The organism is Sulfitobacter sp. SH24 (assembly GCF_965641895.1).
In the GTDB taxonomy this organism is placed as follows: Bacteria; Pseudomonadota; Alphaproteobacteria; order Rhodobacterales; family Rhodobacteraceae; genus Sulfitobacter; species Sulfitobacter dubius.
On sequence record NZ_CBFFKK010000002.1, the window covers coordinates 121,767 to 135,025 of the forward strand.

Here is a 13,259-nt window from a genome sequence, read left to right on the forward strand (position 1 = left end):
GGAGGACCACCATGAAAACGATTAAGGGACCAGCGCTGTTTCTGGCGCAGTTTGCAGGCGACGAAGCGCCGTTTAATTCTTGGGACAGCATCACCAAATGGGCTGCCGATTGTGGGTACAAAGGCTTGCAGGTGCCCAGTTGGGACGCGCGGCTGATCGACTTGGCCAAAGCGGCGTCGAGCAAGGATTACTGCGATGAGTTCAAGGGCAAGGCAGTCGAGAATGGCGTAGAGGTCACCGAGCTTTCGACCCACCTTCAGGGCCAATTGGTTGCCGTGCACCCGGCCTACGACACCGCATTCGATGGCTTCGCCGCTGAAGAAGTGCGCGGTAATCCGAAGGCGCGTCAGGAATGGGCCGTCGAGCAGGTTAAGATGGCCCTTTCGGCGTCGAAAAACATGGGGATCGGCGCACATGCGACCTTTTCGGGCGCTTTGGCTTGGCCCTATGTCTACCCATGGCCACAGCGCCCTGCGGGGTTGATCGAGACGGCCTTTGACGAGTTGGCCGCGCGCTGGTTGCCGATCCTGAACCACGCCGAGGATTGCGGTGTCGATGTCTGCTATGAGATCCACCCCGGCGAAGACCTGCATGATGGCATCACCTATGAGATGTTCTTGGAACGCACGGGCAATCACGTACGGGCCAACATGCTCTATGATCCCAGCCACTATGTGCTGCAATGTCTTGACTACATTGATAACATCGACATCTATAAAGACCGGATCAAGATGTTCCACGTCAAGGATGCCGAGTTCAATCCGACGGGTCGTCAGGGGGTCTATTCGGGTTACCAAAGCTGGACAGACCGCGCCGGGCGGTTCCGGTCGCTGGGCGACGGACAGGTTGATTTCGGCGCGGTCTTTTCCAAAATGGCGGCGAATGATTTTGATGGCTGGGCCGTGGTGGAATGGGAATGCTGCCTGAAACATCCCGAGGACGGCGCGCGCGAGGGGGCGCAATTCGTCTCCGATCACATCATTCGCGTGACCGACAAAGCCTTTGACGACTTCGCCGATGGCGGCACCGATGAGGCGGCAAACCGCAAGATGCTGGGGATCGACTGATGGCACGTATTCAACTTGGCATGGTGGGCGGCGGCAATGACGCCTTTATCGGCGGGGTGCACCGCATCGCCTCGCGCATCGACGACCGGTTTGAACTGGTCGCAGGCGCGCTGTCTTCGACCCCCGAGAAATCCGCCGCGAGTGCGGAGGCTTTGGGCATCCCGCGCTCCTACGGCAGTTTCGAAGAGATGGCCGAGGCCGAAGCCGCCCGCGAAGACGGGATCGAGGCGGTCTCGATCGTCACGCCCAACCACGTTCATGCCGCTGCCGCGAAGGCTTTCTTGGCCAAGGGCATCCATGTGATCTGCGACAAGCCCCTGACCTCCACATTGGAGGATGCGGAGGCGTTGGCGGCCAGCGTCGCGGAGGCCGAGGCGCTTTTCATCCTCACCCACAATTACACCGGCTATCCGATGATCCGCCAAGCGCGGGCCATGGTGGCGTCGGGTGATCTGGGCGATATCCGCATCGTTCAGGCAGAGTACCCGCAGGATTGGCTGACCGCTCCGATGGAGAACGAAGGCGTCAAACAGGCCGAATGGCGGACCGATCCCGCACGCTCCGGCGCGGGCGGCTCTGTGGGCGATATCGGCACCCATGCCCATAACCTTGCGTGCTTTGTAAGCGGCTTGCAGGTCGAAAGCCTCGCCGCCGATCTGCAAAGCTGGGGCAAGGGGCGCAAGCTCGACGACAACGCCCATATGATGCTGCGTTTTGCTGGCGGCGCGCGCGGCATGCTGTGGTCAAGCCAAGTCGCCCCCGGCAACGAAAACGCGCTGAAGCTGCGGGTCTATGGGGAAAAAGGCGGCTTGGAATGGTCGCAAGAGGATCCCAACTACCTCTGGTTCACGCCATTGGGAGAGCCGAAACGCCTGATCACCCGCAACGGGGCAGGGGCGTCTGAGGCGTCGCAATCCGTGAGCCGCATTCCCGGCGGCCACCCCGAAGGCTACCTCGAAGGGTTCGCCACAATCTATAACGAAGCCGCCGATGCGATCCGCGCGGTGCAGGGCGGGGCCAGCCGCGAAAGCGCTATGGGCGTGCTGCCAGACATCACTGCGGGCATGGCGGGGATGCGTTTCATCAACGCCTGTGTCACCTCTTCGGCCAATGATGCGGCGTGGACCAAGCTATGAGCATCAGCCCCGTTCTTGCCCTGCGCGACGTGAGCAAAAGCTTCGGCTCGATCGAAGTGCTGCACGGCGTGACCCTCGCGCTGGAGCCGGGGACCGTGCATGCGCTGATCGGTGAGAACGGGGCGGGCAAGTCCACCACGATGAAGATCATGGCGGGCTATCAACTGCCCAGCAAGGGCGATGTGCAACTCGACGGCGCGCCTGTGCGGTTCAACAGCCTGCACGAAGGCGAGATGGCCGGGATCGTTATTATCCATCAGGAGTTCAATCTGGCCGAGCAGTTGACCGTGGAGCAGAACATCTTTCTGGGACGTGAGTTAAAACGCGGACCGCTGCTCGACAAAGCTGAGATGCGGCGGCGCACGCGGGACTATCTTGACCGGGTAGCTTGCAATGTCTCTCCGGATGCGCTGGTGTCGAGCCTGTCGAACTCCGACAAGCAGATGGTCGAGATCGCCAAGGCCCTGTCGCGCGATGCGCGGGTGTTGATCATGGATGAGCCGACGGCGGTACTGACCAAACGCGAGACCGATGTGCTGTTTAAACAGGTCGCGGCCCTGCGCGCGGCGGGCACGGCGGTACTGTTCACCTCGCATAAACTCGATGAAGTGGCCGAGATCTCGGACCATGTGACCATCATGCGTGACGGGGCAGTGGTGCATTCGGGGCCAAGCTCGGACATCACCGAAGACGAGATGGCCACCGCTATGGTGGGCCGGGATGTATCGGACCTCTATCCGGCGAAGCCCGGCGTGGAGCGGGGCGCGCCAGAGGTGCTCTCGGTCGAAAACCTCAGCGTGCCGGACTTTGCCCGCAACGTCTCATTTTCGCTGCGACAGGGGGAGATCCTCGGGCTCGGCGGGCTGATCGGCTCTGGGCGGACCGAGGTGATGGAGGGTTTGGCCGCGCTGCGCCCGGCAAGCGCCGATCGTATCACCCTCTTTGGGGAGCCGGTGCAGTTCAAGAAGCCGAGCGACGCGCAGCGGGCCGGGCTTTGCTACCTCACCGAAGACCGCAAGCTACGCGGCCTGCTGCTGGACCGCGGCATGCGTGAGAACCTGACCCTGCAAAACCTGCATAAATTCGGCGGCTTCCTGATCGACCGCAACGCAGAGGAAAACGCCCTAACGGAGGCCATTGGCGAGTTCGACATTCGCGCAGGCAGCCGTGACGTGCGCGTCGGCAATATGTCGGGCGGCAATCAGCAGAAACTGCTGCTGGCCAAGATCATGCTCTCTGAGCCGCGCATCCTGATCGTCGATGAGCCGACGCGAGGCATCGACATCGGCACCAAGCAGCAAATCTATGCCTTCCTGCGCAAATTGGCCGATCAGGGCCACGCCATTATCGTGATCACCTCTGAAATGCCCGAACTCATCGGCCTTGCCGACCGTGTGATGGTCATGCGGTTGGGCGAGGTCAGCGGCACGCTGAACGCAGGTGAGATCACGGAAGACGCGATTGTCCGCCTCTCGATGGGGCTGCGCGCCGAACAAATGCCGATGACGGCCTAAGGAAACCGAAGATGACAGATGCAACCACACCTCACACCAAAAGCTTCCGGATGCCGTCGATGTCCGTCCTCGGGCCAATCATCGCGCTGATCGTCCTTTTGGTCATCGGCGCGCTGATGAACTCAAACTTTCTAAGTGCGGCGAATATCACCAACGTGCTTGCCCGCTCGGCCTTCATCGGGATCATCGCGGTGGGCATGACCTTTGTCATTACCGCCGGGGGGCTCGACCTTTCGGTGGGGTCGATGGCGGCCTTTATCGCGGGGCTGATGATCTTGGTGATGAACGCCGCTTTGCCAAGCCTCGGCGTCGGCGTGCCGATTATCCTGTTGGGGATGTTCACGGCCATCGTCGCGGGGCTACTGGCGGGGTTGTTGAACGGCTTTTTGATCACCGCGCTTGGCATTGAGGCGTTCATCGTCACGCTCGGGTCCATGGGCATCTACCGCTCGCTGGTGACGTGGCTGGCCGATGGCGGCACCCTGTCGCTCGATTTTGGTCTGCGCAGTTTCTACCGGCCCGTTTACTTTGACGGGATCCTCGGGATCAGTTGGCCGATCATCGTTTTTGCGCTGGTGGTCATCATCGGCGAAATCATCATGTCGCGCACCGTCTATGGCCGCCACTGCGCCGCCACGGGCTCCAACGAACATGTCGCGCATTATTCCAATGTGAACGTCAACCGCACGCGGCTGATCTCTTATGCCGCTCTGGGCATCTTGGTGGGCATCGCCACGATCATGTATGTGCCGCGCCTCGGCTCGGCCTCGGCCTCGACCGGGGTGCTGTGGGAGCTGGAGGCCATCGCCGCCGTTATCATAGGCGGCACCGTGCTCAAGGGCGGTTTTGGCCGGGTCTGGGGCACCGTCATCGGCGTGCTGATCCTCAGCCTGATCGGCAATATCCTGAACCTCACCGATTTCGTGTCACCCTATCTGAACGGTGCGATCCAAGGGATTATCATCATTCTCGCTGTGATCCTACAGCGCGAAAGGAAGACGGCGCTTTAAGCCGTAGTTGAACGCTTCATGGGAGGAGCAAAAATGACATTTACCAAAACATTCATTGCCACAGCGCTGGCCACGGCTGTCGGTACGGGCGCCTTTGCCCAAGAGACCAAAGTCATCGGCGTGTCGATCCCGGCGGCGACCCACGGTTGGGCGGGGGGCATGAATTACCACGCCAAGGAAACCGTCGAACGTCTGGAAGAGGTCTATTCCGATCTCGACTTCGTCCTCGCCACCGCGTCGGACCCCGGCAAGCAGGTGAATGATATCGAAGACATGGTCGCCACGCGCAACATCGACGCGCTGGTGGTGCTGCCCTTTGAATCCGACCCGCTGACCCCGCCAGTGCAAGCCGTGGCCGATAGCGGTGCATGGGTCACCGTGGTGGACCGTGGTCTTTCCGTCGAGGGCATTCAAGACCTCTATGTCGCGGGCGACAACAGCGGCTTTGGCAGGGTTTCGGGTGAGTTTATGGCCCAGCAAATGCCCGATGGCGGCGATATCGTCGTGCTGCGCGGCATCCCCACCACCATCGACAATGAGCGCGTCGAGGGGTTCAACGCGGCGATCGAAGGCTCCGGCATCAATGTGCTCGACATGGAGCACGGCAACTGGAACCGCGACGACAGCTTTACCGTGATGCAGGATTTCCTGTCGAAGTATCCCAACATCGACGCGGTGTGGGCGTCTGACGATGATATGGCGATTGGCGTGCTGGCCGCGATTGAGGCCGCAGGGCGCGATGATGTGAAATTCGTACTCGGCGGTGCCGGCATGAAAGAGATGATCAAGCGCACAGCCGATGGCGATGCGATGATCCCGGCCAATGTGACCTATCCACCGTCGATGATCGCCACCGCGATTGAACTGACCGCCGTGGGCCTCACCTCCAACGCGCCGGTCTCGGGCACTTTCGTCATCGGCTCGGTGCTGGTGACGCAAGAGAACGCGATGGATTTCTACTATCCCGACAGCCCGTTCTAATGGCCAAGGCCACCGGCAGCCTGCCGGTGGCTCCCTCTCATTTGTGAAGTAACGAGTACCGCATGACCTATCTCGGCTTGGACCTTGGCACCTCTGGCGTCAAAGCGCTTTTGATCGACGAAGGCCAACGGCCCTTGGCCGAGGGTCATGCCCCCTTGGAGGTTCAGCGCCCGCACCCGATGTGGAGCGAGCAAGACCCCCGTTCATGGATCACCGCCTGCGAGAGTGCAATTGCGCAGGTCCGCGCCGCCGCCCCCGCCGAATTCGCAGCCCTACGTGGCATTGCTGTTTCAGGGCAGATGCACGGAGCTACCTTGCTTGACGCAAATGACCGGCCCCTGCGTCCGGCAATCCTATGGAACGATGGACGCGCCCATGCCGAATGCGCGGAACTGGAGGAGCGTGCCGATTTTCGCGGGCTCGGTGGCAATATCGTCATGGCGGGCTTCACCGCGCCCAAGTTGCGGTGGGTGCAGAAACATGAGCCTGAGGTTTTCGCACAGGTCCGCAAAGTTCTGTTGCCCAAGGACTACGTTGGTCTTTGGCTGACGGGCGAACACGTCTCGGAAATGTCTGACGCGGCAGGCACGCTGTGGCTCGATGTGGCAAAGCGCGATTGGTCTGATGAATTGCTCGCCGCCGCGAACCTGACCCGCGATCACATGCCACGCTTGGTCGAAGGCAGCGCGCGGGCGGGCGGGCTTCGGGCGGATCTGGCCGCCGACTGGGGTGTCAGCAACGTCGCCGTTGCGGGCGGTGCAGGCGACAACGCTGCCACCGCCGTGGGGCTGGGGCTGGTGCAACCGGGGCAGGGGTTTTTGTCGCTCGGCACCTCGGGCGTGCTGTTCACCGTGACTGACCGTTTCGCCAGTAACACCGAGAGTGCAGTGCATAGTTTCTGCCATGCGGTGCCCGAGACATGGCACCAGATGGGCGTGATCTTATCGGCCACGGATGCGCTGGCTTGGCTGGGGCAGATCACCGGGCAGAACCCGGCGGCGCTGGCGGGCATGGTGGGGGACGTGGCGCAGCCCTCGCCAATCACTTTCTTGCCCTATCTTTCGGGCGAACGGACCCCGCATAACGCACCCAATGCCACCGGTGCCTTCCACGGTCTGCGCCGCGCGCATGGGTTGCCCGATATGGTGCAAGCGGTGATGGAAGGGGTCGGCTTCGCCTTTGCCGATTGCTGTCGTGCGCTCGAACACTGTGGCTCCCTGCCTGAGCGTGTCTGCGTGGCGGGTGGGGGCAGCAAGTCGGAAACCTGGCTTCAGATGATCGCCGATATCACTGGCCTGACCCTTGACGTGCCCGAAAGTGGCGCGCAGGGGGCAGCGCTTGGGGCGGCGCGGCTGGCGATGCTGGGCAGCGGTGAGGTGGCGCAACCAGAAGTGATTGTGCCCCCGAAAATCCGCAAGAGTATCGCTCCCAATCCCGCACTCAAACCAGCCTATGCGAGAGGCTACGCAGCCTACCGTGCCGCTTGGAATGGGGCGTCAACCTAGCGGATAGCTTGTGGGGAAGATCTCCTCGACCGGCGGATGAAACAGCGTCCGATCAGGATATTGTGCCACCATGCCATCGAACTGCGCCTGCGCGCGGCGGTGATACTCCCCCTCATCGACACCGGGGATGATGCCATCGCGCATGACGAATCGCCCGGCAATCATCACGTCAGACACATCACGGCCCGAGCCGTTCAGCAGCAGGGTTTGGATCGGGTCGATGCGCTGGCCGATGTCGGGGTTATCAAGGCGGATCACATTCAGATCCGCTGCCGCACCGGGGACGAGCCGCCCCAGATCTGGCCTGTTCAACGCCTCCGCTCCACCCAAAGTGGCGGCATTGTAGAAATCGGCGGCGCTCACACAGGTCGCATTCCCTTCGGCAATCCGGGCCGTCATCACGCCAATCGCCATATTCTGTATCATATCCGCCGGATGCGTATCGGTGCCCATGCCAATGGTCACCCCAAGGTCGCGGAAGCGTGGAAAGGACTGCATCACCTTCCCGCCCCGCGCCATTACCAGCGGGCAATGCACCAAGGCCGCGCCTGATTGGCACAGAATGTCATGGTCCGGCGCGTCATGGGTGATCCCGTTGACGCCCGATAGGAACAGACCATGCGGCAGGATCGTTGCTGGGGCGAAGAAGGCGGTGTCCCGCAGCAATTCCAGCGGGCTTTTGCCGTGCTGTTGCAACACCAGATCGTATTCCAGCCGCGACTGGCAGCAATGCAGCCGGATCGGTACGTTATGGGCGCGTGCGGCGGCACCGCTTCGGGCCAGGAGGTCGGGCGTACAGGTTTCGATCCGGTCGGGCGCCAGCATCGTGCGGATCAGCCCGCCGTGGGTGTTCTCATGGCGGGTGATGAAGGCTTCGGCATCTGCAAGCCCCTGAAACCCGCGCGCTTCGTCATAGTGAAAACCGATCTGCCGCTCCGCATTCACCACCAGATTGCCGCTGCGATAGGCGGGGCCAAGGTAGACCCGCAGCCCGAGGTCCGCTGCTGCATCCGCCGCGGCGTCAAACTCTTCCGCAGTCTCTCCCCAAGCGCGGTAGAACAGCGAAGCGATGGGCAGTGCCGTGGTGATGCCGTTGCGAATAAGCCGTGTGAAGGCGTAGCGTTTTTGAAAGGCCAGTTCGTCGGGCGAATACATCTCGCGCGGCCCGGCCCGCATGTAGCTTTCTGGCCAGACCCGGCCCTTCAACTCTGGCGGATGGTTGTCATAGCTCAACACCGTGGTGTCGAGGTCGGCCAGCGCGTCTAGGTCGATGAACCCCGGCCCGATCACCGCCTCTCCAAAGTCTATGGTTTCTGCCACCTCGCCGTCGAAGTCATGGCCGACGTACAGTACTTTCTCACCTTCAACGACGACGGTACCGTTGCGGTAGAGACAGTGCTGACCGTCTGCGTGGCCGACGACCCAAGCGGCGGTCAGAGCCGTGCGCTTCATGCCGTTTGCCATGTCGCCTCCGCCACGCCGTCACGCGCCACGATCTGACCTCCGGAAATGACCAACCGGCGCGGCGGGCGCAGAGTGATCGCTTCCGAGACTGCCTCAACATCCACCAGCACCAGATCGGCGCGGCTGCTTTCGGTGAGGCCGTAGCCCTCAAGCCCCATCACTCGCGCGCCCTCAGTCGTGCAGGTGTCGAGCGACCAGGCGACCTCAACATCGGCGCGGAAATTGTTGCGCAGGCCGACGAGCATTGCGCGTTCCAACATGCAGGCGTTGCCGTAAGGCGTCCACGTATCGCGGATGCCATCATTACCCGCGCAGATCGCGATGCCCCGTTCACGGCAGGCCGCGACCGAAGGCACCGGGCGCGAGGCAGGCGCGGTGGTGGCCAGCGACACGTCCAACGCCGCGATCCGGTCAAGCAGTGCGGCGACCCGCGCCTGATCGTTCATGCCAAGGCAGAAGGCATGGCTGACCGTCACCTTACCCTGCATCGCCAGCGCCTCGGTCCGATCGAGGATCATCTCAAGGCTGAATGCGCCCATCTCACCCGGCTCGTGCAGGTGAATGTCGATCTGCTTGCCGTGTTTCTCGGCCAAGCCAAAAACGGCATCAAGCTGTCCTTTGGGGTCACGGTCAATGCCGCAGGGGTCCAACCCGCCGACAATCTCGGCCCCGTCGCGCAGGGCTTGGTCCATCAACTCAAACGTGCCGGGGCGGATCATCATGCCCGATTGCGGGAAGGCGACGATCTCGATCTGCATCACCTCGGCGTAGCGGTCCCGCGTCGCGGCGACCCCTTCGAACAGGGTCAACCCATGATCGGTGTCGATATCGACATGACTGCGGATCGCCGTGGTGCCTTTGGACAGCGCCAGTGCCACCTGCCGCGACGATTGGCGCTCCGCGTCCATGTCCAGCTCGTGGCGCAGATGACGCTCGGTGTCGATCATCTGCTGTAGGCTTTTGCCCTGCTGGTGCGGATGCCATGGCATGCCCCAAAGCGTCTTGTCGAGATGCGCGTGGGCGTCGATAAGGCCGGGCAGGACGAGCGCACCGTCGCAGTCTTCGACGGTGACATCGCCAGAGGGCGTGACCTCAGAAGCGATCCGGGCAATGCGCCCGTCTTCGATCAATACGTCGGTTTTCGCGGCACCCATCAGGCGCAGGTTCTTGAGCAGCAGGGGCTTGGTCATTTTCTGGTCCAGTCTATCTTGTCAGGGGGGCTAGGCGCGGCGGCGCTTCAGCGGCTTGTTTCACGCGGGGCAGGGCGTAGGCACCTGCCTTGCTGGTCAACAGCCCCGTGGCGGCCAAGCCTGCGGCCATGCGAATGGCAAAGCCCACGCCGTCGATCACCGGCACCCCGGCGTCGCGGCCCAGTTGCTCCAAATGCGCGCTCATGCCTGCGCAACCCAGGACCACGGCTTCGGCCCGATCTTCTTCGACCGACTGGCGGATCTTGCGGGCAATGAGGGGCAGAGTTTGCACGGGGGCGAACTCAAGGTCGAGCACCGGGATGTCGGCGGCATGGACCGCGCAGAGCGCCCGGCCACAGCCATAGCGATCCCCAAGGTCTTCGATGATCGGCACGGCGCGGGGCAGGGTTGTGACCACGGAAAAGCGCTTGGCGATCCTTCCGGCCGCGATCAGCGCGGCTTCACACAGGCCGATCACCGGCCCCATGGCCACGGCGCGCGCGGCGTCAAGGCCGGGATCGTCGAAACAGGCGATCACATGGGCCACGGCGCCCTGCGCTTCAGCGGCGATAATGGCGTCGAGCATGGCGGGCACGGCGCGGGCCTCGTCGGCATAGCCTTCGATGCTGGGCGGCGTGCCGTGCGCGGTCACGGCCATGATCTCGATCCCCGGCCCGGCATGGGCGCGGGCGGTGCGGGCGATGGCTTCGGTCATCCCCACGGTCGAGTTTGGATTGATGAGGTGGATTTTCATGGGGCGGCTTTCCGTGTCACGCCAGCGGGAGGCTGGGCGGGGGCCCTCAGCTCGAACTGTCGGTCAGAGGTGATGTAATTGTCAGCATGCAGCCGCGCGATCGGCTGGTAGTTCTCGGGGCGCACATAGCGGCCTGCGTCATCAAGACAGTTGTCGCGGATATGCATCTGTATGACCCGACCCAGAATGATCTCGCGCCGCTCGTATCTGATGGTCTCGGCCACCACGCATTCCATGGCGCAGGGGCTTTCCGCGATCCAGCCGCCTTCGATCTGGCTGGCCGGCGTCATGGTCAGCCCGGCGGTGGCGATCTCGTCCACGTCCGGCTCATAACTGATGCCGCAGGTGATCATCGCTTCGGCCAGCGCCATGTCGACCATGTTGACGCAAAAGCTTTGTCGCGCGTTGATGTTGTTCACCGTGTCTTTGACTGTGCCATCTGGCCGGGTCTGGATGCCAAGGATCACAATGGGCGGCTCTTGCGAGAAGACGTTGAAAAAGCTCATGGGGGCCGCGTTGGCAACCCCATCGGGGCAAAGCGTCGTGACCAGCGCGATGGGGCGCGGGGCGACGAAGCTGGACAGCAGGCGGTAGCGGTCGCGCTCGGGCAGAGTGGTGAAGTCAAATTCCATCCCGCTACTCCGCCGCCAGCCGCAGCCATGTCGGCAGCCGCCCTTCGTCCGCCGCGTGACAGGCCGATTTCTGACCGCCCGCGCGCAGGTGCAATGCCGGTGCCACGCTGCGGCAGGTGTCATTCGCCAGCGGGCAGCGCGGGTGGAACGAACAGCCGGGCGGGGGCGAGATCGGGTTCGGCACCTCGCCCGCCACCGGGGTCCGTTCGGTGCCGCCGACAGTGAGTTTAGGCACGGTTTCCATCAGCAGACGCGTGTAAGGGTGCTGCGGGTTCTCAAAGATTTGCTCCTTGGGGCCGACCTCGACGATCTTACCAAGATACATCACCGCCAGCACATCGGCCATGTACCAGACCACCGCCAGATCGTGGCTGATGAAGATGTAGCTCATGTTGAACTCATCCTGCAGGTCTTTCATCAGGTTGAGGATCTGGCTCTGCACACTCACGTCCAGCGCTGAGGTGGGTTCGTCACAGATCAGCAGTTCGGGCCGTGTCGTGAGGGCACGGGCGATCGAGAGGCGTTGGCGTTGGCCGCCCGAAAACTCATGCGGAAACTTCTTGGCGTCGGCAGGGTTCAGGCCCACTTGGCTCAGCAGTTTTTCCACTTCGCGGGTGACCTCGGCGCGGGTCTTGCAGATGCCGAAGTTCTTTAGCGGCTCACCAATGATGTCACGCACCCGCCAACGCGGGTTGAGCGAGGCATAAGGGTCTTGAAAGATCATCTGCATCCGGTGGCGCAGTTCGGGGGGATTGCCGGGTGGCATATGGGTGATGTCTGTCCCCTCAAAGCGGATGGCGCCCGCGCTTGGCGTGTGCAGCCCCATCAGCAACCGCGCCACGGTGGACTTGCCGCAGCCGGACTCGCCCACCACGGCAAAGGTCTTGCCACGCGGCACGTCAAAGCTGATGTCGTTCACCGCCGTCAGGATGCGGCGCGGGCGGCGTTCGATCAGACGGTTCAGAAAGGGTTCGGACACGTCGAAGCGTTTGGAGATGTTCTGCACGCTCAGGATGTCATCGGGGGCGATCTGTGGGGTCATGCTGTCTCTCCATAAAGGTGGCAGGCGACTTGGCCGGTGCCCGCATCCTGTGGCGCGGGGCGCAAGCTGTGGCAGTGTTCCATCGCACGCGGGCAGCGCGGGGCAAAGGCGCAGCCGGGGGCGGGGTTGCGCAGGCCGGGCATCGCGCCCTCGATTTGCGTGAGGCGGCGGTCGCGGTTGCCGATCTGCGGGATCGAGGCCATCAGGCCCCGCGTATAGGGGTGCAGCGGCTCTTCGATGACCTGTTTAACGTCGCCGATCTCGACCAGCCGCCCGGCGTACATCACCGCGACGCGGTCGGCGGTCTCGGCGATCACGCCCATGTCGTGGGTGACCAGAACCACCGCCGTGCCATTCTCGCGGCAGAGCCGTTTCAGCAGGGCAAGGATCTGCGCCTGCACGCTCACATCAAGCGCCGTGGTCGGCTCGTCCGCGATGATCAGCTTCGGCTCGGCACAAAGCGCCAGCGCGATCACCACACGCTGCCGCATCCCGCCCGAGAACTGGTGCGGATATTGGTCGAGCCGCGCCTCGGGGGCCGGGATGCCGACTTCGGCCAGCCAGTCGATGGCGCGCTGGCGGGCCGCCTTCTGGTCGAGACCGAGATGCACGCGCATCGTGTCGACGAGTTGCTCGCCCACGGTATAGACCGGGTTGAGGCTGGTCAGCGGGTCTTGGAAGATCGCGCCGATCTCCTTGCCGCGGATGCGGCGCATCTTTTCGGGGGGCAGGTTGTCGATCCGTGCGCCACGCAGGCGCACCTCGCCCGAGCGGATCAAGCCGGGCGGTTCGATCAGCCCGGTAATCGCCGCCCCGGTGATCGACTTGCCTGCGCCGGATTCACCGACCAGCCCGAGGATCTCGCCTTCGTCGAGATCAAGGCTCAGCCCCTTGACGGCTTCCAACGGGCCGCGGCGGGTGGGGAATTCGACAACGATATTGTCCAGTTCAAGAAGTGACATTG

General features: G+C 62.9%; 12 protein-coding genes. 6 read left to right on the forward strand and 6 right to left on the reverse strand.

What is annotated here, in order from left to right:
* Positions 1-11 precede the first annotated feature (11 nt).
* The 6 genes from ACSQ16_RS01590 to xylB all read left to right on the forward strand — a co-directional run bounded on the left by ACSQ16_RS01590 (position 12) and on the right by xylB (position 7,213).
* Positions 12-1,067, forward strand: a complete 1,056-nt coding sequence (locus ACSQ16_RS01590; RefSeq protein ID WP_243263755.1) for a sugar phosphate isomerase/epimerase family protein — start codon at positions 12-14, stop codon at positions 1,065-1,067.
* The gene (locus tag ACSQ16_RS01595) at positions 1,067-2,203 is read left to right on the forward strand and encodes a Gfo/Idh/MocA family protein (protein ID WP_317406448.1); all 1,137 of its coding nucleotides are present in this window, start codon (positions 1,067-1,069) and stop codon (positions 2,201-2,203) included. The genes ACSQ16_RS01590 and ACSQ16_RS01595 overlap by 1 nt, the downstream gene beginning before the upstream one ends.
* Positions 2,200-3,717 (forward strand): sugar ABC transporter ATP-binding protein, encoded by a 1,518-nt coding sequence (locus ACSQ16_RS01600; protein WP_243263538.1) that lies wholly within the window; start codon positions 2,200-2,202, stop codon positions 3,715-3,717. Before ACSQ16_RS01595 ends, ACSQ16_RS01600 begins: the two co-directional genes overlap by 4 nt.
* 11 nt (positions 3,718-3,728) lie before the next feature.
* On the forward strand, positions 3,729-4,727 hold the full coding sequence (locus ACSQ16_RS01605) for an ABC transporter permease (RefSeq protein WP_243263539.1): 999 nt from the start codon (positions 3,729-3,731) through the stop codon (positions 4,725-4,727).
* Between the two features lie 33 nt (positions 4,728-4,760).
* A complete protein-coding gene (locus tag ACSQ16_RS01610; RefSeq protein ID WP_243263540.1) occupies positions 4,761-5,708 on the forward strand; it encodes an ABC transporter substrate-binding protein in 948 nt (315 codons plus the stop codon).
* 62 nt (positions 5,709-5,770) lie between these two features.
* On the forward strand, positions 5,771-7,213 hold the full coding sequence (gene xylB / locus ACSQ16_RS01615; RefSeq protein ID WP_243263541.1) for a xylulokinase: 1,443 nt from the start codon (positions 5,771-5,773) through the stop codon (positions 7,211-7,213).
* Here xylB and ACSQ16_RS01620 read toward each other — a convergent pair.
* The 6 genes from ACSQ16_RS01620 to ACSQ16_RS01645 are packed head-to-tail and all read right to left on the reverse strand — an operon-like array spanning position 7,205 to position 13,257.
* A complete protein-coding gene (locus tag ACSQ16_RS01620) occupies positions 7,205-8,677 on the reverse strand; it encodes an amidohydrolase family protein (RefSeq protein WP_243263542.1) in 1,473 nt (490 codons plus the stop codon). The two genes, xylB and ACSQ16_RS01620, sit on opposite strands and share 9 nt — an antisense overlap.
* The gene (locus ACSQ16_RS01625; RefSeq protein ID WP_435988450.1) at positions 8,662-9,867 is read right to left on the reverse strand and encodes an amidohydrolase family protein; all 1,206 of its coding nucleotides are present in this window, start codon (positions 9,865-9,867) and stop codon (positions 8,662-8,664) included. The genes ACSQ16_RS01620 and ACSQ16_RS01625 overlap by 16 nt, the downstream gene beginning before the upstream one ends.
* A 13-nt stretch (positions 9,868-9,880) precedes the next feature.
* Positions 9,881-10,621: an aspartate/glutamate racemase family protein gene (locus ACSQ16_RS01630; RefSeq protein ID WP_243263544.1), complete on the reverse strand. Its 741-nt coding sequence runs from the start codon at positions 10,619-10,621 to the stop codon at positions 9,881-9,883.
* Positions 10,618-11,253 carry a flavin reductase family protein gene (locus tag ACSQ16_RS01635; protein ID WP_243263545.1) on the reverse strand — a complete coding sequence of 212 codons (636 nt, stop codon included), beginning with the start codon at positions 11,251-11,253 and terminating at the stop codon, positions 10,618-10,620. The genes ACSQ16_RS01630 and ACSQ16_RS01635 overlap by 4 nt, the downstream gene beginning before the upstream one ends.
* Positions 11,254-11,257: 4 nt before the next feature.
* The gene (locus tag ACSQ16_RS01640; RefSeq protein ID WP_243263546.1) at positions 11,258-12,295 is read right to left on the reverse strand and encodes an ABC transporter ATP-binding protein; all 1,038 of its coding nucleotides are present in this window, start codon (positions 12,293-12,295) and stop codon (positions 11,258-11,260) included.
* A complete protein-coding gene (locus ACSQ16_RS01645; RefSeq protein ID WP_243263547.1) occupies positions 12,292-13,257 on the reverse strand; it encodes an ABC transporter ATP-binding protein in 966 nt (321 codons plus the stop codon). The genes ACSQ16_RS01640 and ACSQ16_RS01645 overlap by 4 nt, the downstream gene beginning before the upstream one ends.
* Positions 13,258-13,259: the final 2 nt, after the last annotated feature.

Excerpts from the sequence above, each read along its gene's own strand:
- ACSQ16_RS01590 (WP_243263755.1), top strand. The coding sequence starts at position 12 with ATGAAAACGATTAAGGGACCAGCGCTGTTTCTGGCGCAGTTTGCAGGC.
- ACSQ16_RS01595 (WP_317406448.1), top strand. The coding sequence starts at position 1,067 with ATGGCACGTATTCAACTTGGCATGGTGGGCGGCGGCAATGACGCCTTT.
- ACSQ16_RS01600 (WP_243263538.1), top strand. The coding sequence starts at position 2,200 with ATGAGCATCAGCCCCGTTCTTGCCCTGCGCGACGTGAGCAAAAGCTTC.
- ACSQ16_RS01605 (WP_243263539.1), top strand. The coding sequence starts at position 3,729 with ATGACAGATGCAACCACACCTCACACCAAAAGCTTCCGGATGCCGTCG.
- ACSQ16_RS01610 (WP_243263540.1), top strand. The coding sequence starts at position 4,761 with ATGACATTTACCAAAACATTCATTGCCACAGCGCTGGCCACGGCTGTC.
- xylB (WP_243263541.1), top strand. The coding sequence starts at position 5,771 with ATGACCTATCTCGGCTTGGACCTTGGCACCTCTGGCGTCAAAGCGCTT.
- ACSQ16_RS01620 (WP_243263542.1), bottom strand. The coding sequence starts at position 8,677 with ATGGCAAACGGCATGAAGCGCACGGCTCTGACCGCCGCTTGGGTCGTC.
- ACSQ16_RS01625 (WP_435988450.1), bottom strand. The coding sequence starts at position 9,867 with ATGACCAAGCCCCTGCTGCTCAAGAACCTGCGCCTGATGGGTGCCGCG.
- ACSQ16_RS01630 (WP_243263544.1), bottom strand. The coding sequence starts at position 10,621 with ATGAAAATCCACCTCATCAATCCAAACTCGACCGTGGGGATGACCGAA.
- ACSQ16_RS01635 (WP_243263545.1), bottom strand. The coding sequence starts at position 11,253 with ATGGAATTTGACTTCACCACTCTGCCCGAGCGCGACCGCTACCGCCTG.
- ACSQ16_RS01640 (WP_243263546.1), bottom strand. The coding sequence starts at position 12,295 with ATGACCCCACAGATCGCCCCCGATGACATCCTGAGCGTGCAGAACATC.
- ACSQ16_RS01645 (WP_243263547.1), bottom strand. The coding sequence starts at position 13,257 with ATGTCACTTCTTGAACTGGACAATATCGTTGTCGAATTCCCCACCCGC.